We start from the raw sequence: 19,661 nt of genomic DNA on the forward strand, positions 1-19,661 counted from the left end.
AAGTAAATTATAATAACTTTGATTAGATTCAAAAACTACATTATATTGCTTCTGTAAATAGTTTTGTAAATCTGATAATCTGAGATAATATTGTGCCCTTAACCACTCAATTATTTGCTCTTTTTCTAATGAACTAATTGTGTAAGAAATAGCTATCAGTAAAATCAAATTATTTAACCTAATTTCATTGGCCTTTGTGCCTTCAAGATTGTAACCTCCAGTTTTACAGTCTTTGAAAATGGCCTCAATTCCTATTCTTTGACTATATACTTTATGAATTTTATCTGATGATGATAAATTACTAATAATGTACCAGGTTTCTAATATATTTTTCTGTTTGATTTGGCGTTTTTTATATATCAATAAATTGCGGATTCCCACTTGCTTGATTTTGGTGACTTTTTGATTTAATAATAATTTTTTTGAGCCGACATTTACTTTTAATTGCTGTAATTGACAATATTTACTACCACGTTTGATTTGGGTTGTTTTTCTTTGCCGAAATGCAAAGTATAGATGTTTTTGACGATAATTTTTCAACCAACATGATAGATGTATACCATGGAACTCTCTATCTCCTACTAAAATTAATTGATATTTCTTCAGCAATCTTAACACAGGGCGAATTATGGCTTGTTGCTCTGTTAAATTACTTGCACCTTTGTGACTTAAAATCTTCCAATAGATAGGTAATGCTCTTTTTTTCCACACTAAACTAATCATGAAGATATTGATATTCTGTCACTGGGTTCTATCTAAAACTAACACCAATTCTGATGGAGATCAAAGCAGTGTATCTATCATAATTTTGACTAAAGGAAACCAAAATATAGGTAAACTTAATTGTTTTAATGTTAAAAATCGTTGTATGTGTTTTCGGCGACTTTCAGATTGAATTGGTAGGGGAAAGTAAGCTGATAATTTGGATATTTGTACGATTTTATGCACTGATATTAAATACAATAATATTTTCAATGTTTCAAATTGAGATGGGCTTAACTTCTCCTTTATCTGCTGCTGATAATCACCTAATATGTTCATTTATATTTGTTTTTTCTGTTGAATTATCAACCCTTTTTTATCATATTTTTAAGAACATTTAAAGTCTTAATTGAATAAATGATCAACTCAGGATGGGGGGGTAGTTGGTGAACGCGAAGCGTTCACCAACTACCCCTTATTCTCAATAAGCTTGACATTTGACTTGAACTATTATTCAGTTGAACCTGTAAATTCCTTGATATATCTATCTTCCAGCTTGCTTGTCACCCCATGAGGTTTGATTGATAAAATCATCTAGTTCATCTAGAATATTCATTTTTTTTCTTTTAAGTGGAGATGTTATTATTACTATTATATCTATTACGACCTATTTAGGAATGCTATATATCAGTTTAAAAAAATACTGCTCCATTAATTTTTTTAAGTAGTTAAGAAAAACCTTGATTCCAGTATAAATAGAAAATCATTTTTCCCAATCCCTGAGTACTAACTCCCGATTCATTTTTTTACATTAACATTAGAAACAATCTTTAATGACGACTAGAAAAATTAATCCGATCGCTCAACTGCCTGAGAGTTTGGCCTAAGTTTAAATCATTCTTTTGTAGCTGGGCAATCTTATCGCAACTATATATAACAGTTGTATGGTCCTTTCCACCAAAAACCTCCCCAATTTTTGGCAGACTTAAATCAGTATGTTGTCGCATCAAAAACATTCCAACTTGTCTGGCCAAAGTAATTTCTCGTTTTCTAGAACTTCCTTTTAAATCTTCTATAGACACATTAAAAACTTCTGAAACAGCCTTAATAACTGCTTCTGGAGATGCCTCTAATTTTTCATTTTGTGGATTTAAAATAGGTGCGACATTCTCTACAGTCATCGGCAAACCTGAAATAGAAATATAAGTAACAACCCTGGTCAAAGCACCTTCCAACTCCCGAATATTTGAAGGATATCTAGAGGCGATATACTCTATTACATCCCTAGGCAAAACCATATTTTCATACTCAGACTTTTTCAGTAAAATTGCCATCCTAGTTTCCAGATCGGGAGCTTGAATATCAGCAATTAATCCCATAGAAAACCGAGAGCAAAGACGTTCTTGTAAACTAGGAATTTGATTAGGAGGTCTATCAGAAGCTAAAACTACTTGTTTACCAGCTTCATGCAAAGTATTAAAAGTATGAAAAAACTCTTCTTGAGTATATTCTTTGCCCTCAATAAATTGAATATCATCTACCAACAAAACATCGGCGGTTCGATAATGTTCTCTAAAACTTTGGAGGCTATCTTTACGAATAGCAGCAATTAAATCATTAGTAAACTTTTCCGTAGAAACATAAAATATTTGAGAATCAGAAAAAATATCCAAACGATAATGACCTATAGCTTGCATTAAATGAGTTTTTCCTAAACCTACTCCACCACATAAAAACAAAGGATTAAACTCTCTTCCTGGAGATTCTGCTACTGCTAAAGAAGCTGCATGAGCCATACGATTATTCGGACCCACAACAAACCTAGAAAACATATATTTCGGATTTAGATTTGCTGGTTTAGGCTTTTGACTAGATAAACTTTCTGAAAGATCGGCAACCTTCTTTTCCGACCATATAGGTTCTGAATTATCTTTACTCATACTTTCTCCCACTGTAGTTAGGTAAATTTCTACAGGATGACCGAGAATATCATGTACAACATCAGCAATAGTTTTTATATAGTATTTCTGTAACCAATTTCGAGCAAAAGGGTTAGGTGTACAAATTACCAAACAGTTATTTTCTAGTTGTTGGGCATTGGCTGTTTTAATCCATGTTTCAAAAGTAGGTCGGCTTAATTGTAATTGTAATCTTTCTAAAACTTGGTTCCACAAATTATCAAGAGAAATTTCCACTAGACATCTCCAGAAAATAAACTTACCCTTTATTTAACATCAGCTAGAGTTGTAAAAGTCAGTTCCCTAAATCATTTTTCGTACCTTTTTCCTAAAAATCTATTCCCTGTTGCTTTCCGGAGCTGTTGCCTGTTGCTTGCTATGTGCAAAAAGTCTATATCTTTTTCACGCCTATGTCTACTGCTAACCTCTTTTTATATGAATACAAATAAAAATTAATTAAATATTTAAAGAAGGTCGTAGATTGTAGGTCGTAGGTCGTAGGTGGTGAAAAAAGCTTACCGTGCTACTAAAACCTAACACCTTCTGATTAACCCTAACTAAAGTTGTAGACAATGCGCGTGAGTTGTGGGGTTAATAACCCAATTTTTAACTGCGGTGTGCTACACCTACAAGCTACTACCTACAAGCAGAAAGAAGGGTAGGGAGGATAAATTAGTAAATCAAAATTTGGGACTGAGAATGATCAAATAAGTTAGTTAATGAAGTATAGGAATGAGAATAAATTAAAACCGGATCAAATTAATATAGTAAAATTAGCAATTAAAGCTGCTCAGACAATCTAGTAAAAGGTTAATATTAGCATCTAACTAACTCAAAAACCCGACACTGAAAGTGGGCTTACTTGCTAGAGAAGAATTTGATCGACAAAGCTCTATCGGAAATATTGAAAGAGGACTCCTGCTATAATCGCGAGATTTAGCAGTGAGACGAGGCGTAGAAACTGCCTGGGTTTCCCACGCAGACAGCCCCTAATGAATTTCAATCCACAAATTAGAGCCGAGGGCTAATCAATCCAGTCTCAGTTATGATATAATTATTAACGTTTAATTTTCAACCTTTGATGACTTTAACTTACCAGTACAAACTTAAGCCAACTAGACAGCAGGAAATAGATATTAATCATATTCTTGGTGTTTGTAAGAGTTTGTACAATTATGCTTTGAGAGAGCGTAAAGACTGGTGTGTTTCAAGAAAGTCACCAGTCAGTAGTTGCTCCATCCTAACTGAATATATTATACCTGCTAATGCCCCTTATCCTAACTATCATAATCAGGCTAAAAGCCTAACAATAGCTAAGAAGACTAATCCTAAATTAAAGTCAGTTAATACTCAAGTTTTACAGCAAACTCTGAAGACTTTAGAACGGGGATTTTCTCAGATGAAAAGTTTAGGTAAAGGCTTCCCTAGATTCAAGAAAAGGATGAGAAGCTTTGTTTTTCCTGCTATGCTGAAAAATTGTTTAGGTTGCAGTAGATTCAACTTACCTCAACTGGGGTGGATTAAATTAAGGCAAAGCAGACCTTACCCTGAAGGAATGGTAGCTAAACAAGCTAGAATAGTCAAAAAAACTAGTGGTTATTATTTGATGATTACTTTTGCTTCATCAGAGTCAGTACCAGATAATCCAGTAGGCAATAAGTATTACGCAAAAGTTGATAAAAATTACACATCTCAAGAATGTCCTAAGTGTGGGCAGATTGAAAAGAAAAAACTCTCTGATAGAAAACATATTTGTAGCAGTTGCGGATATCAAACTAATTGTGATGTAGCTGCTGCAAAAGTAATCAGAAACAGAGGATTAATAGCCGTGGGACACACGGTTGAAGAAAAAGCTTGTGGAGATGGTCTGACGGGGGTGCAATTCAACTTGTTTGATTTGTTATCTAGTTAAGAATCTGTGATACAAGAATCTCCCGTTATAATCGCACTTATTTACGGTGAGAGTGTCAAGCTGTGTCCTAACCAATTAGGTCAAGTCAATGAGAAGCCCATTTCTGATTGTGAGATTAGTGTGGGAACTGTTAGCTAACATTCATATAATCAAACCCTTAGATGGCACAAACTTTATTATTTAATGCTCTCCGTGCAGCCATTGATGAAGAAATGACCCGTGACCAGACTGTATATGTTCTTGGTGAAGATGTGGGTCAATATGGAGGCTCGTACAAAGTTACCAAAGACCTTTATGCAAAATATGGGGAACTACGTGTCCTTGATACTCCCATTGCAGAAAATAGCTTCACAGGAATGGCCATAGGCTCAGCTCTAACTGGGTTAAGACCCATTATTGAAGGCATGAATATGGGCTTTTTACTATTAGCCTTCAACCAAATTTCTAATAATGCTGGAATGTTGCGCTATACCTCTGGTGGTAATTTCAAAATACCATTAGTTATTCGTGGCCCTGGTGGTGTAGGTCGCCAGTTAGGTGCAGAGCATTCCCAAAGATTAGAAGCATACTTTCAAGCTGTTCCTGGTCTGAAAATAGTAGCTTGCTCAACCCCCTACAATGCTAAAGGTTTACTCAAAGCAGCTATCCGTGATGATAATCCGGTCTTATTTTTTGAGCACGTCCTCCTTTACAATCTGAAGGAAGACTTGCCAGAAGAGGAATATTTGTTACCTATAGACAAAGCGGAAGTGGTACGGACAGGAAAAGATGTAACTATTTTGACCTACTCTCGGATGCGTCACCACGTCACCCAAGCAGTAAAAAGTTTGGAAAAGCAGGGTTATGACCCAGAGGTAATAGACTTAATATCCCTCAAACCTCTAGATTTTGAAACTATTGGTGCTTCTATTCGGAAAACTCACCGGGTAATTATTGTGGAAGAGTGTATGAAAACAGGTGGTATTGGTGCTGAGTTAATTGCCTCAATTAATGAGAGGTTATTTGATGAACTAGATGCACCAGTTCTACGTTTATCTTCACAAGATATTCCGACACCTTATAATGGTACACTAGAAGGATTGACAATTGTACAACCAGAGCAGATTGTTGAAGCAGTACAAAAAATGGTAGCAATGCAAGTTTAAATTGAAGGAATAAGCAAGAAAACTGATGAACTTTTTTGACTTAAATTAACTATAAGGTGAAATTGCTGCAAATCTTAGTTCTACTTCTGCCTTTAATTAGTTGTCAATTTTTTGTTGTGGATATGGATATAGATGTTCCTCTAGGAGCATCTGTATCTAAATTATCTTGTCTATTTAAAGATAGTAATTAGTTAGTAGGAAAAGTACTCAGGAGTCAGTTTTTTATTTTTCTTGATATTGCCCTGTTTCAAGATTGCTTAATTCTCTATTCTGTAATTAATGAAAATGAAAAATTATATAATTAATATCTATTTCAAGCTAAGATAAATTTCTGGAAAAATTGATTTCTCAGTATTAATATTATAGGTAAAAAATAATTGACCTATATTGAAATTGAATTGACTTGATAAATATTTGTTCAGAACCATCGGATATTGATATTTAGTCAATAAAAGCTTTCTAAAAAAGCTCAGTATACAGAAAAGTAAAATATTAACAACTTTGTCCTAGTGGAGACGCTGGGCAAACGTCGAAGAGTCAGAAGTTAGAAGTTAGAAGTTAGGAGATTTTGTTTGCTTTGGTCTGAGGAGTAGGCTCCTGGCCTTAAGCCTTATGGGGTCTAATTTCCCACTCTCATCTGCCCTATCTACAAGCTAATTGGTGTCTCCTGAGTTCTGCTTTAAATCATCTAGATATACTGGTTTTAGTTAATTAAATTATGCGCAGACAAAATTCATATATAGCCTTAGTTCTAGTTCTAGTCACAGCATCAGTAACAGTATTAACTCAGATTCTAATTCGTTTGGGATTAGACCTCACAGGTGGAGGGACTAGCAATAGAATATCAACTGCAAAGACACCTATTAGCAAAGCAAGAGCTATTGAGAAACAGTGAAGATGAAGAGGCCATCACTAAAAACCTTTCAAACCACCCATCATTAACAACCAACACATCGGAGGCACCGTACTAGAACCAGTCCCCAGTGAAGATAATTGGAATATACTTGTCCGTTTTACACCAGAAGCGGCAACAAAGTTTGCCTAACTGACCAAAAATCTGGCCGGAACTGGACGTAGTATCAGTATTTTTCTCAATAACCAATTATTGAGCGCCCCAACTGTTGCTGTTGAATTTGCAGAAACAGGCATTATGAGCGAACAGGCCGTAATTCCAGTTAGATTGACGGCCGAACAAGCACAGGACTGGGCCATAAAACTAAGTGGCGGTGTTTTACCCATTAGATAAAAAAATAAAATAATATTTACAAGACTTACGCATTTTTGAGATATATAGACTATGTATCTATAACTATAACGTTATAGTTTTTGCTCACCACAAGTAGTTTTTTTGCCTAAGTCCTAAGTTATCAAAATACTGATTTCAACTAGTCAAATCATGCGCAGACAAAATTCATATATAGCCTTAATTCTGGTTCTAGTAATAGCATCAGTAACAGTATTGAATCAAATTCCAATTCGACTGGGACTAGACCTTCGAGGTGGGTCACAACTTACTATTCAACTACAAACCTCTGAAGAAGTTCCCACTATCGACGAACGAGTCATGGAAGGAGTACTAAAAATTGTAGAAAATCGAGTCAATGCTCTAGGTGTATCAGAATCAGTAGTTCAATCTTTAGGACAAGACCAAATTCTTGTCCAACTACCAGGAGTAAATGACCCAGCTCAAGCAGAACGAGTTTTAGGAGGTACCGCTCAACTGGACTTCCGCGAACAATTACAGGGTACTGAGCAGCAGTTAGCAATTGAATACCAACTACAAAGACAACGTTTAGTAGAGCAAGAATTACTGAAAAATAGTCAAGACCCAGAGGCCATAGCTCAAAATTTAGAATCTCTAGAAAAAACAAATCAAGCGATCGCCGGACTATTCAAAGAACCCACCATCAAAGGCCAAGACCTGAGAGATGCTTTAGCAGAACCGGAAGCTCCTGGCTCTAATAACTGGAATGTGGCCTTGCGCTTTACCTCTGAAGGAGGACAGAAATTTGCGGAACTTACCAAAAATTTAGCAGGAACTGGACGTAGTATTGGTATTTTCCTAGATGACCAACTTTTGAGCGCTCCTACTGTCGGGGTTGAATTTGCAGAAACAGGAATTACTGGTGGTAATGCAGTGATTCAAGGTAGATTTTCACCCGAACAAGCAAATGAATTGGCAGTACAACTCCGGGGTGGGGCACTGCCTGTGTCAGTAGAAATTGTGGAAAATAGAACTGTTGGCGCAACTCTAGGTCGAGATAGTATTCAGCGTAGTGTTTATGCAGGAGCTGGTGGCCTAATTTTGGTATTAATATTTATGGTAGTTTATTATCGACTTCCTGGCATGATTGCTGATGTGGCTTTAGTTATTTATTCTCTGTTTACCATTGCTAGTTTTGCTATCTTGGGAGTGACTTTAACATTGCCAGGAATTGCTGGTTTTATTCTGAGTATTGGTATGGCAGTTGATGCTAATGTTTTGATTTTTGAACGGACAAGGGAAGAGTTACGAGCTGGTAAAACTTTATATCGTTCTGTAGAGTCTGGCTTTTATCGGGCTTTTTCCAGCATTTTAGATGGTAATGTCACAACCTTGATTGCTTGCATAGCACTATTCTGGTTAGGAACTGGTTTGGTAAAAGGTTTTGCTCTAACCTTGGGAATTGGTGTAGCTATTAGTATGTTTACTGCTGTTACTTGTAGTCGTACTTTAATGTTTTGGGCGATCGGTTTTTCCCAATTCCGCAAACCAAAATTATTTTGCCCAGAGTTAAATTGAAGTAGGACTAACCACAAATCTAACCAAAACGCTTATTTGTCTTTAAATGGTTAGTCCAGCCCACTTTTTTCAAGTAAACGTTATTTTAATCACAATACATCGGGATGCGAGGTCAGTTCCGACCTCTATAAAATCAGTTATATAGCAGTACAAGAATTGGGCGGGGACATTTTTCAATCCTAAAACCCTTTTACCGAAAATTTGTGGTGTAAAGCCTCCTCTTTTAAGCTATCCTTTACCCATAAGTCTTGAAACCCTTGTGGGGAGAAGGGGAGCAGGGAGCAGGGGAGAAAGGGGAAAAAATCATAGTAGCTAAGTAAAACTACTGAAGTTGTCAAAATAAATGTATTTTTCCATACATTGTTTATCCCGAAAAAGCCGATCCAAGACTTACACATAACTCGTCTATTTTGTCAAGTTTTATGTTAAGAAAGATGTGGGTAATGGATAGCCTTTTAAGGGGATAATAAGAGGATAATAAAGAAAAATTTTTATGATTAGTAAATCCTATCCGTTTTAAAGGAAAGGTGATTATTAGTCTGGAGAGTACAAAGTTCTTCCCAAGAAAAATTTGCATTTGCATTGAAGGCTAAAAGTATTACTGTAAAACCTTACAGTACTTACAGCTCTGAATAAAGAGTTTTTAACCTTTAGAGCGCTGAAAGCCTTAGCTAGGAATAGTTATTTCAAGAACTTTGCACTGTCTAGTTATTAATTATTAATTATTAATTATTAATTATTAATTGTTCCCTATTCCCTAGCACCTATTCTATAAAATCAGTAAAAAATGAAAATCAGTGTTATTGAACAGCGATCGCTATGGTGGACAATTTCAGGAGCCATCATCATTAGTGGTTTAATTGCTATGGTCATTTCTTGGACTAGGCCAGATATTGCAGCTCCTTTACGTCCAAGTTTAGATTTTGTTGGTGGTACTCGCCTGCAACTAGAACTAGATTGCAATATGCCTAACAGTTGTAATGAAGCTATTAATGTTGCTGCTGTTAGAGAAATTATGAGCAATCAAAATTTAGGTAATAGCAAGATTCAAGTTGTAGGAGAAGAAAGACAAGCTCTTGACATACGCACCAAAACTCTAGATGTTGAGACTAGAACTCAATTAATCGCTGGTTTAAGTTCAGAGTTTGGTGAATTCGATCCAAGTTCCACACAAATTGATACTGTTGGCCCTACTTTGGGACGGCAAATTTTTACTTCTGGGATATCAGCTCTCCTAGTTGCTTTCTTTTCTATTACTGTCTATCTCACTTTTAGATTCCAGTTGGACTATGCAGTATTTGCTTTTGTCGCTCTATTCCATGACATATTAGTGACGGTGGGCATTTTTTCAATTATTAGTTTAGTAGTTGGTGTTGAGGTAGATAGTTTATTCTTGGTTGCTCTACTTACTATTATTGGATTTTCAGTTAACGATACAGTGGTAATTTATGACCGAGTTAGGGAAGTAATTAAGCGCTATCCAGGAGAGTCAATAGATCGTATTGTTGATGATGCAGTCAATCAAACTTTGACCAGATCGATTAATACAACTGTGACTACTCTATTACCGTTAGTGGGTATTCTTCTATTTGGTGGTGAAACTTTAAAGTATTTTGCCTTAGCTTTAATTATTGGTTTTATTGCAGGTTCTTATTCTAGTATTTTTATTGCTAGTACACTTTTAGCTTGGTGGCGCGAGCGTATTGGTAAATCTATTCCTAACCCAATAGTAGAAAATTTTCAATTAGCAGAAGACCAAGAAAATACTGTTTAGGGTTTGCTGAAAAAGTCTTATGGGTGAGGGTAGGAGACAGGAGACAGGAGACAGGAGACAGGAGACATGGTTACTTAGAGGAGGTAGGAGTAAGAATTGTAAGAATAATTTTTCTGCCCAACTATGCGCCTAAAATACGCTCCTTTTTGAGGGTTTTAGACTGAAACAGGCGCACTGCAATTCGACCCCAAAAAGGCTAAAACTTTTATCTGTAAATACTTTGAGATTTAATCAGCAAGCCCTATTTAAAAATAACTATAGGAAAATGATAATTTGAAAATTATAATACTTAATTTTTCCCTATTTCTTCTAAAAAGTTTTGTCATAGTCTTTGATTAAATTGGTATATCATAAAAATTTACTCTTGCTTATTTCTTCCTCAAAATGAACAAAGATGATCCAGTTTTAAAAGTCCGAGTCGAAAGACTTTACAGACTAATCATCTACGTTAGATGGCTGATAGTTGGGTTGCTTTGGATGAGTATTGGTTTTCTAAGTCTCTGGAGTTTACGCAGAGAAATTTCTTTGTGGGCAGAGCATTTTACTTGGATTGCTGTACGTTACGCTTTGATTTATCATAGGTTACCGACACTTGGTTTAGGTTTGTGTATTGGTATGACAACTGCTGTTTTAGTTTGGCAAAGTAGACATATTCTTTGGGGTTTATCTCCTGAAGAACAAAAGCGTTTAGAAGAACAAGTATGTCAGATTAGTGCTCAAGGACCTACTAATATTTTGTGGAAGTGGGTAATTAAAGATAACTCAAATTAATTCTTATTAGGGACTTTAAATAATTTAAATAAAAATATATTTCTTGAGTAGCAGGGTAATTTCATTCTAGATTTTGACAATGAATTTATTGATTTTCAGACAGGGAAAGATAAATTTCCTAAAGCTGTAAATAACGTGGTTTAGTCAATGCATAAAATGGCACAGTTTAGAATAAAACAGCCCTGCTTTAGTAGGGAGCAGAGATGAGGAGGTGTCCAAGAATTGGATAATTGATTTTTTGCTATTTCCTTATACCAAATTCATCAGAAGTTGCATAGAATTATTTTCGTCAAAGTTGACTTTAGATCGAGATATACAAGTTAATAAATTTGATAGTTCTATGCCACTTCAGATTAAATTGGTATAATACACAATACCTAAAACCTCATTCTGTGAGCTTTACATGAAATAGGTATTAGTTAGTAGTAGCATTACTACAGTTTTTGATTTTAAAATACTAGAAACTAGAAGTAAGTGCTGATTATTTAACTCGGAGGATGAGAAAAAAAGTAATAAGGTTAGACTGACTTTTTTTTACTGAACTAAATCAGTTATAAGTATAGCTACCTTTAAACTGTAGCATCTGTATCCTATCTAACTAAATGAAAATTACTATAGCGTTTTCAAATGAGATGTCAAACAAGAGTTAGTTATTCACTAACAGTAAAAAGTCCGGCAAACCTTCTTACCTGTTGCCTCTAACATGATTGCCTTTTGCCTAAAAGCGTCCATTTTTTTTACGCAACTCAAATGAAATTACTATATAACTGACAATTTTTTATCCAGAAAACAAAGGCAACAAATTATAGAAGGAAAAGTTTCAAACTTATTAAGTATGTTTTGAATTTTTTACATAGGATTTAGGATTGCTAATATATATAGAAAAAAATTTTAAATTTTATATTTTTTAATCTCAATGTCTGGAATTTAGCAGATACATAATGAAGAATTTTATATCAAACTAAAAAAAACAAAATAGGTAAAATTTATTCTTTAAGTTCTACAGTTATAGTATGTTTAAAAACTATCTAATCTATTGGTACATAGTTTACTTCTATTTGCCCTGAAGACGTAATAGGAGAATCTATAAGTTTTTGATAAATCAAGATGATTTTCTGAAAACCATCTTTAGTATTGTGCAACTGTACTGTCTTTATAATTCCCAATTGATTGTAATAATAAAAATTCAATTATGCAATTTTTCTTGAAAAAATTTCCGCTAAAATTAAAATATAAAAAAATATCTAAAAATTCAATAAAGTACCCTCAATTACCATTTTTTTTGATAATTAAACAACTTGCCTTTCACGCAAAAGATAATCGTTATACTGGCAGTATTAAAAATTTTTTAGTTTTTTTGATCTTTATATCTTTGATCTATATAACAGTGCTAGCTCCTTTCGTAAAAACAGGAGTCAAAATTTTCGAGCAAACTATAAAAAAAATTGACATTGTTCAAGAATGGGTACAAGAACACTTCCAGAAAATTAGTCCATTGTTTCCCCCATACTATGGTAAATCCGATCGGTTTCTCCCTTATGTAGTTCATACACCTTATTTGATTGACGATAGTCCTCCTGGAGCTTACGATTTTACTCTAGAACAAAATGGTAAATTAAAAATTCCCATTCCAGCACCCTGTCAAGGAACTATTCTTAGAACTAGATTTCAAGGCACAAATGGAAGTTTTACAACTGCCCAAGGTGCAGGTCAGATAGTTGAACTTATGTGTGATGGGACTAATTATTATTGGTTGATGGGTCATTTAGTTCAAGGTTCTCCACCAAGAAGAGGAACAAGAATTAAGAAAGGACAACCAATTGGTATTCAAGGACTTACAGGAAGAACTTCTGGTTATCATGTTCATGCTCAGATTCACTATCATAGTGGGCAAAGAATCACTAACAGAAAGATTACTCGCCCTTTTGTTGAAAATTACATCAAATTTTTGAGAAAAGGTTCTTATTTGGAATAAATAGGCAAATATGAGAAAGTCACACTTAAATTAATAAATCTTAATAAATATCAATTTCTGGCAAAAATTGTAGTTTGTTATTTTACTTATGTTTAGCAGTTAAGAGCATCTATCAACAGTTAATACTAACTATTTTCATATTCAGCGCTGGCAATGAATTGATTTCATATTTTCTATTTTCACTCGCCTTAACTTTGTGTTTACAAAAGTTTGCTCATAAATCTTGATGTTAAACTGTTACCATCAAAAAATTAATTTATCTTAACGTAAATATTTAACCCTAATTGCTAAAGTTTGAGATAACTTACATATAAGGAGTATCTGTTATAATACTAATTGAGTGTACATAATGATGTAAAAGATAAGTATTATTCGCAGTAGCAAACTCTCTAAATTAGATATTTTTCAGATTATTAAGTCTACCTTGACAGTTTTTTTGCTCACAGGTCAGCTCCAAAGTTACAATCAGACAGTTAAGAAATTACAAATATCGAAATTTGCTATTATTTAAAGATTGACACCACAGTGTAAGAATTAACATAAAAATTCAAATAATTAATTAATTTGTGTTAGATTACAGAAGAATAAACAACAAAAGATCGATCTGTAATGACCGTAACTACAAAAAAATCATAAGTATGAGGATAATTAAGAGTGACTTTTGCTCGAATTAAGTTGTTATACTGGAAAGTACTTAGTTTTTCCCCAATTAGACTTCAACTATGGCAGATAGAATAAAATTAATTATCATAATATAGGAATCAGTAATAATACTGAACCAACAAGTCTTGAAAATATTAGCAGTCAGCAGTTGGGCAAAATTTTTATCTATAGTTAAAATTAAGTCCTATGTTTGAAAAAACTATGAATACTTCTCTAAATTCAACATGATAAATAGCGGAGCTAAATTAATGTACAGATTATTGCTAGCATTAAACTAATAAAAATAGTCACCTAGAAATCTTACCAACCAACCCTAAGATTAATAGGAGATGTAATAGTAAGAGTAGGTGCTAAGAAAAAAAGGAGGTGTAATAGAAAAAAATAATAACTATAGTTCATCCCTTTCTGGGATTGATTAAAAGGTTTATGGTTAGCGTGTTATTTTTCATCTGTTAGATGAGAAATGAAAACCCTCATCTAAATTCTTACCTCATAAAGTGGGAAGAGAAAGGGGGGCAACTATGAGGTACACCCTTCATGTCTAAATAGTTGTCATTTTTGATAATGAGTAGCTGATACATTAATTTGAGATTGCTTGTGTCAGTTTCTTTTAATTGTTAATAGGCTGAAAGCTTAAGTTATGTTACTAACATATTAGATAGCCTAAAGCTTAAAAATTTATTGTTCATAGCAAACACAATGCGAGGTTACGATCAAACTCTCAGTATGGTAGATTCCTATTCAACTAACTAACATTCAGACAGGCAACTAGAAAGTAGAGTTATGGCTCTAATCCGACAAAGAAAGACTTTTACTCTAGCTCAAGCTCTCAGTAAAAGATGAGAAACGTACTAAACGCAAATACATAGTCAGACAGGTAAAAGTTCCAGAATAGTTCATACTTGTCTGCTAGTAAAAATTTTGAATCTATATACTTACGTAAAAGTAAGTTATGGGAAAAAAAGGTAACTATGCGGGTTCTTCTCAATGAGGAGATCAAGGTTTGTCATCACCAGAAAGGTTAAGTAAGACTTGAATCGTCTTGAATGACGAAGATTCTGTTGAGAATGTCCCCAAAAGAGCATTGGCCTGTGAGACGGAAGAGGAGCTACAAAGCAGTTTAGTGAGGATAATGAAAATGATGTTGGCACGACTACCAGCCAGAATCTGAACTCTAAATACGAGGAAAAAAAGTTCAATATTAATAAAGTAAGCCCTGAAATAAATATTTATTCAAAGCTTACTTAGAGAAATGCCCAATTTCGAAGACAAAACATAAACCATATAGGTTTGGTCACTAGCTATACTGTCTTAACATAGACAGAAAACTTCTGTAAAGTAATTTATTCTTCAATTTAAGGAGCATGAGGAACGCGACATGATCCAGACTAACAACGTAATCGAAACCAAAATTCAGCCTGAGCTAGATCCTAGCGAATTGTTTCCGCAAACCCCAGCCAGACAACCAGATAATGAGTTAGACATCTTAATCACAGAGAGAGAAGGATATACAGATACTCAGTCTGATGAGGACATTCTGAAGTCTGGTAAAGTTGCTAAGTCTCGTACTAAGACTGCGACTGCGGGCAAAAAAAAGCATTACACTGAAGATTCTATTCGCCTTTATCTACAAGAAATAGGACGAATTAGGCTATTAAGAGCTGATGAAGAAATCGAACTAGCGCGTAAAATTGCAGATTTACTGGAATTGGAGCGAATTCGAGAAGAACTAATGTATCATTTGGATCGAGAACCACAAGTTAGTGAGTGGGCAAATGCTGTAGACATGGAGTTGTTAAAGTTTAAGCGTCGCTTGATACTTGGGCGTAGAGCTAAAGAAAAGATGGTACAGTCTAACCTGCGTCTAGTGGTTTCGATCGCTAAAAAGTACATGAACCGAGGTTTGTCATTCCAAGATTTGATTCAAGAAGGTAGTTTGGGATTAATTCGAGCCGCAGAAAAATTTGACCATGAAAAGGGGTATAAATTTAGTACCTATGCAACTTGGTGGATTCGTCAAGCTATTACCAGAGCAATCGCAGACCAATCTCGTACTATTCGTCTACCAGTTCATCTGTATGAAACTATATCCCGGATTAAGAAAACTACTAAACTTCTTTCTCAAGAAATGGGTCGCAAACCCACAGAAGAGGAAATAGCAACTCACATGGAGATGACCATCGAAAAGTTGCGTTTTATTGCTAAGTCAGCTCAACTGCCAATATCTCTGGAAACTCCTATAGGTAAAGAAGAAGATTCTCGACTTGGAGATTTCATTGAGTCAGATGGGGAAACTCCTGAAGACCAAGTATCCAAAAATTTACTACGAGAAGATTTGGAAAGTGTTTTAAATAGTTTAAGTCCACGGGAAAGGGATGTATTACGCTTACGATATGGTTTGGATGATGGTCGGATGAAAACTTTAGAAGAAATTGGTCAAATATTTAATGTAACTCGCGAGCGGATTCGACAAATTGAAGCAAAAGCTCTCAGGAAGTTACGACATCCAAATCGTAATAGTATCCTCAAAGAATATATCCGCTAGAGAAGTTAGGAAGTTAGTTGGTTCTCTATTACTTAGTTTTCTGAGTTCTGTTACTACAGAAATTGTAAGTAGTAGAAGTCAGCTAGATACTATTAGTTTGTTAAGAGATCAAATATAATTGTTCCTTTTGATAGGGTGTGAAAAACTGGTAAACCCTATCAAAAGGTAATTTTTCCTAAATCATTGTTTTGTGATTAGCATTTTTGTTGAATCACTCAAAGAGTATTGGATATTATTTTCAGCGCTAAAAGAAAAAATCTGACTATAATGTCTGTTTGAATAACCACAATAAAAAATTTAGGGGCAGGGAGGTTGCATACAACATCTCTAGGGAGTAGAAAACAATGGAAATTTTGTTTGCGCAGCATTCCGCACCGAAAAAATATTCTCTCTCAAGAGAAGAACATTTTTATTATGGCTATTTATTATGGCTAATTAATGAGACTGGATATTAAACAGAACTAGAATGTTTCATGTTTTAAACTCTTCTGTGGTTTGATATCAAATCCGGGGGAATTGGACATAAAAAAAATATCCAATCCTCATAACTACGCTCATCAAAGTGATTCTCTCTCCTCCTGTAGGTCCTCCTACCGACAGCTACCCTAGCTGACTCCTGAGGACTGAGGACTGACTCCTAAAGACTACCAATCTATAACTGTTTAACCGGATTTGATATAAGATAGTTACTATTTTCTAATGTTCGATCTTAGTTCCCAAAACTTGCAGAAATGCTGCTAACCATTGGGGATGAGCAGGCCAGGCAGGAGCTGTAACTAAGTTACCATCAACTACTACTTGGTCTACAGCCACTTCTACATATTTACCACCTGCCCTCAAAACATCAGGACTACAAGCTGGATAAGCAGTACAACGCTTCCCTTCTAAAACACCAGCAGCAGCTAGCACTTGTAAACCATGACAAATAGAGGCGATCGCTTTGTGATTCTCGGCAAAGTGGTGACATATTTTCAAAACTTTGTCATTGAGACGAATATATTCTGGAGCGCGACCACCAGGAATGACTAGAGCATCATACTCACTAGGGTCTATGTCATCGAAGGTAGCATTTAAAGTAAAGTTGTGACCTGGTTTTTCGCTATAGGTCTGGTCGCCTTCAAAGTCGTGAATAGCAGTTTTGATACTTTGACCGGAAGTTTTGTCAGGGCAAACAGCGTGTACAGTATGACCGACCATTTGTAATGCTTGAAAAGGTACCATTACTTCATAGTCTTCTACATAGTCGCCTACCAGCATCAGAATTTTTTTTGCTGCCATATTTCTAACTCCTCTTGATTATTGATTTTACTAATTACAGCTTTTTCAATTATGAATCTTAATTGTTAAATTGTGAAATAAGGTGTTCAACATTTAAGCCATATATATAATTTTTGTCAAAGGCAACAGGCAACAGAGAATATAAAATCTAAATAATTTTTATACGCATTAAGATTAGAAAAGCTAAGAAGCTTCAAAAAATTACAAGTAAAAGTTTTAACTATAACTGATAATTGATATTATATCATGTCCGCTGGTAAGTAGTCATACAAAATTAATTACACATACTCTCAAGCTAAAAAGCTGATGCTGTAAAAATTACAGAGAATAAAATTAGGTAATTAATTTTGCTTAAGCACTTATTGTTTGTGTAAACCTAAGCGTGAATATCTAGAGGAAATGTAAGTTTTTTTTCCGACTTTTAAGCCTTCCTCCCTCTTCCTTATTCCTTGCCTTTACCTGAAAATACTGATGCTACCAGACTTGATATTACTTCTTAGTTTAAACAATATTCTATAGTTACTTCTTTCTGTTTTTCCCGCAAATATTGAACTAAGTCTTCTATTAAATTACGACGAATCGAAATATTTTTTGGTAATAAAGGATTTTGATAAAATTCATTAATTTTTTGCCCTACTAAAAATAAAATTGAATCTGCTTCTAATATTTCTTCTGCCAACATCACTGCACCATTTTTCCCAGAAGGCAATCTGCCAATATCGCAATTAGACTTTTTCAAAATCTCTGTACATTTGGAAATAGTTAAAATTCCTTCAGTCACTAAATCTATTCCACTTAATTTACCTATGGGTGGCATTTCTTTAGTCATCGTCGTAATATCCATTTCAATAGTTTCTCCCAGAAAATTTGCCACAATATTTCCAGTTGTTCCACCACAAACAACTCTCCGACCGCGAAAACCTAATAATTTTTCGACATATTCAAAATCTCTATTTTCATCTAGAGGCGGACCTGTAAATATCATTACTGGATTTTTCTTTCTCACATAAATTCCTACGAAAGAGGCATCATCACCAATTTTACCTCCATAGAGATTATGAGTTTTTTTAATGACATTTTGAACAATATTTCTCGCAGTATGAGTATGATTGATAAATAAAGATTCGATATATTTAGCAATATTATCCCAACCCCAACCAAAATTTAAACTAACTCCTAAACCTGCGTACAAAACTCCATCACTAATAGCTCCTAAGAAATCGCCTTTTTCTAGTTTGCCTTCAGAGAAAGTAATTTTTTTATCTAATATTTTTTCTGTTTTGTTTTCTAACTGAAATAATTTACCTTTTTTCAAATATAAAACGGGAGGGTTATCAAAGTTAATTACTAGAAAATTATTATTTTTGGGGTTAATTTGAATTACGGTAAAGGTAGCATAGGCAATTTTTCTAACTTGACAAATAGGTAAAGTACCGATGACTGTTTCAATTACATCTTCTAAAGAAACGTCATCAGTATTCAACATATTAATCAAAATTTCTGTGGTTAAAGTGGCTAGAATATTAGCTTTTACGCCACTGCCTAAGCCATCAGATAAAACGATAATAGTTTTATTTTCGGCTTTGCGGAATTTAACTTGGTCGCCACATAATTCTTCGCCTTTTTTATTGAGGCTAAAATTGTAAATATCTAAAAAATTTTCCATTTATATCAATCTTATTTGAGTTGTGAGATATTGTAGATTTTAGGGAATAGGGAATGAGAAACACCAAAGCATTAACGAAGTCAGAAGTCAGAAGTTATTTTTGTAACGGGTATTTGAGCAACTCTCCAAAAATATTTCGCCTTAAAGGTGGGGTTTTAGACCCAATTATTTTGATAAAATTATCACAAAGTTGATGACAAGCGGAACCCATACAAAGATATAAATTTTCTTTTTTCATAGTTCATTCTTGAGTAGGGGAGTGGAGGAGTAGGCGAGAACTAAACATCAGAATAATTAACAGTAATTGGCGTGCTAATATCAAAAAGGTTATTTTGCCTGTGTTAATTACTTAATAATTGAAGTTTCACCTAAGTATAGCATTCTTTTTTTACGCTTGGTATAAAAATAGTTAGTAAGAAAAATTCAAGAGAATAAAGATAAAAATTTAACAGCGAATAATACCATTTTCAAAAAATACTGTAACAGTGCT

The 19,661-nt window shown here is 34.4% G+C and carries 13 protein-coding genes and 2 pseudogenes; 10 read left to right on the forward strand and 5 right to left on the reverse strand.

The window, feature by feature from the left end; all coding sequences use genetic code 11:
* The 3 genes and pseudogenes from F6K18_RS19195 to dnaA form a co-directional block, all read right to left on the reverse strand.
* Positions 1 to 138 (reverse strand): annotated as a pseudogene (locus F6K18_RS19195) (IS630 family transposase); the annotation flags it as partial.
* 3 nt (positions 139 to 141) lie between these two features.
* Positions 142 to 735: pseudogene (locus F6K18_RS19200) on the reverse strand (transposase); the annotation flags it as partial.
* Positions 736 to 1,532: 797 nt separating this feature from the next.
* Positions 1,533 to 2,897 carry a chromosomal replication initiator protein DnaA gene (gene dnaA, locus F6K18_RS19205; RefSeq protein ID WP_287522956.1) on the reverse strand — a complete coding sequence of 455 codons (1,365 nt, stop codon included), beginning with the start codon at positions 2,895 to 2,897 and terminating at the stop codon, positions 1,533 to 1,535.
* 844 nt (positions 2,898 to 3,741) lie between these two features.
* Here dnaA and F6K18_RS19210 point away from each other — a divergent pair.
* The 10 genes from F6K18_RS19210 to rpoD all read left to right on the forward strand — a co-directional run bounded on the left by F6K18_RS19210 (position 3,742) and on the right by rpoD (position 16,227).
* Positions 3,742 to 4,572, forward strand: a complete 831-nt coding sequence (locus F6K18_RS19210) for a transposase (RefSeq protein ID WP_353735114.1) — start codon at positions 3,742 to 3,744, stop codon at positions 4,570 to 4,572.
* 161 nt (positions 4,573 to 4,733) lie between these two features.
* Complete coding sequence (locus tag F6K18_RS19215) at positions 4,734 to 5,717, forward strand: alpha-ketoacid dehydrogenase subunit beta (protein ID WP_287522959.1); 984 nt, start codon at positions 4,734 to 4,736, stop codon at positions 5,715 to 5,717.
* Positions 5,718 to 5,779: 62 nt separating this feature from the next.
* Positions 5,780 to 5,908 (forward strand): hypothetical protein, encoded by a 129-nt coding sequence (locus F6K18_RS19220; protein ID WP_287308773.1) that lies wholly within the window; start codon positions 5,780 to 5,782, stop codon positions 5,906 to 5,908.
* A gap of 527 nt (positions 5,909 to 6,435) precedes the next feature.
* Positions 6,436 to 6,612: a hypothetical protein gene (locus F6K18_RS19225; RefSeq protein ID WP_287277782.1), complete on the forward strand. Its 177-nt coding sequence runs from the start codon at positions 6,436 to 6,438 to the stop codon at positions 6,610 to 6,612.
* Between the two features lie 210 nt (positions 6,613 to 6,822).
* Positions 6,823 to 6,963 carry a hypothetical protein gene (locus tag F6K18_RS19230; protein WP_287522963.1) on the forward strand — a complete coding sequence of 47 codons (141 nt, stop codon included), beginning with the start codon at positions 6,823 to 6,825 and terminating at the stop codon, positions 6,961 to 6,963.
* 150 nt (positions 6,964 to 7,113) lie between these two features.
* Positions 7,114 to 8,499 (forward strand): protein translocase subunit SecD, encoded by a 1,386-nt coding sequence (secD, locus tag F6K18_RS19235; protein ID WP_287522965.1) that lies wholly within the window; start codon positions 7,114 to 7,116, stop codon positions 8,497 to 8,499.
* 787 nt (positions 8,500 to 9,286) lie between these two features.
* Positions 9,287 to 10,273: a protein translocase subunit SecF gene (secF, locus tag F6K18_RS19240; protein WP_287522966.1), complete on the forward strand. Its 987-nt coding sequence runs from the start codon at positions 9,287 to 9,289 to the stop codon at positions 10,271 to 10,273.
* A gap of 384 nt (positions 10,274 to 10,657) precedes the next feature.
* The gene (locus F6K18_RS19245; RefSeq protein ID WP_124145686.1) at positions 10,658 to 11,044 is read left to right on the forward strand and encodes a hypothetical protein; all 387 of its coding nucleotides are present in this window, start codon (positions 10,658 to 10,660) and stop codon (positions 11,042 to 11,044) included.
* 1,387 nt (positions 11,045 to 12,431) lie between these two features.
* Entirely contained in the window at positions 12,432 to 13,019 is a 588-nt protein-coding gene (locus F6K18_RS19250) for a M23 family metallopeptidase (protein WP_161564591.1), read from the forward strand.
* Positions 13,020 to 15,060: 2,041 nt separating this feature from the next.
* Positions 15,061 to 16,227, forward strand: coding sequence for an RNA polymerase sigma factor RpoD (gene rpoD, locus F6K18_RS19255; RefSeq protein WP_287277775.1), 1,167 nt, complete (start codon positions 15,061 to 15,063; stop codon positions 16,225 to 16,227).
* 696 nt (positions 16,228 to 16,923) lie between these two features.
* On the opposite strand, the gene F6K18_RS19260 is transcribed toward rpoD, so the two are convergent.
* Both F6K18_RS19260 and F6K18_RS19265 read right to left on the reverse strand, forming a co-directional pair.
* Positions 16,924 to 17,505, reverse strand: a complete 582-nt coding sequence (locus tag F6K18_RS19260) for a DJ-1/PfpI family protein (protein ID WP_287277773.1) — start codon at positions 17,503 to 17,505, stop codon at positions 16,924 to 16,926.
* A 496-nt stretch (positions 17,506 to 18,001) separates the two neighbouring features.
* The gene (locus tag F6K18_RS19265; protein WP_287522969.1) at positions 18,002 to 19,171 is read right to left on the reverse strand and encodes a SpoIIE family protein phosphatase; all 1,170 of its coding nucleotides are present in this window, start codon (positions 19,169 to 19,171) and stop codon (positions 18,002 to 18,004) included.
* Between the last annotated feature and the right edge of the window lie 490 nt (positions 19,172 to 19,661).

This window comes from Okeania sp. SIO2C2, assembly GCF_010692625.1.
Taxonomy (GTDB): Bacteria; Cyanobacteriota; Cyanobacteriia; order Cyanobacteriales; family Microcoleaceae; genus Okeania; species Okeania hirsuta.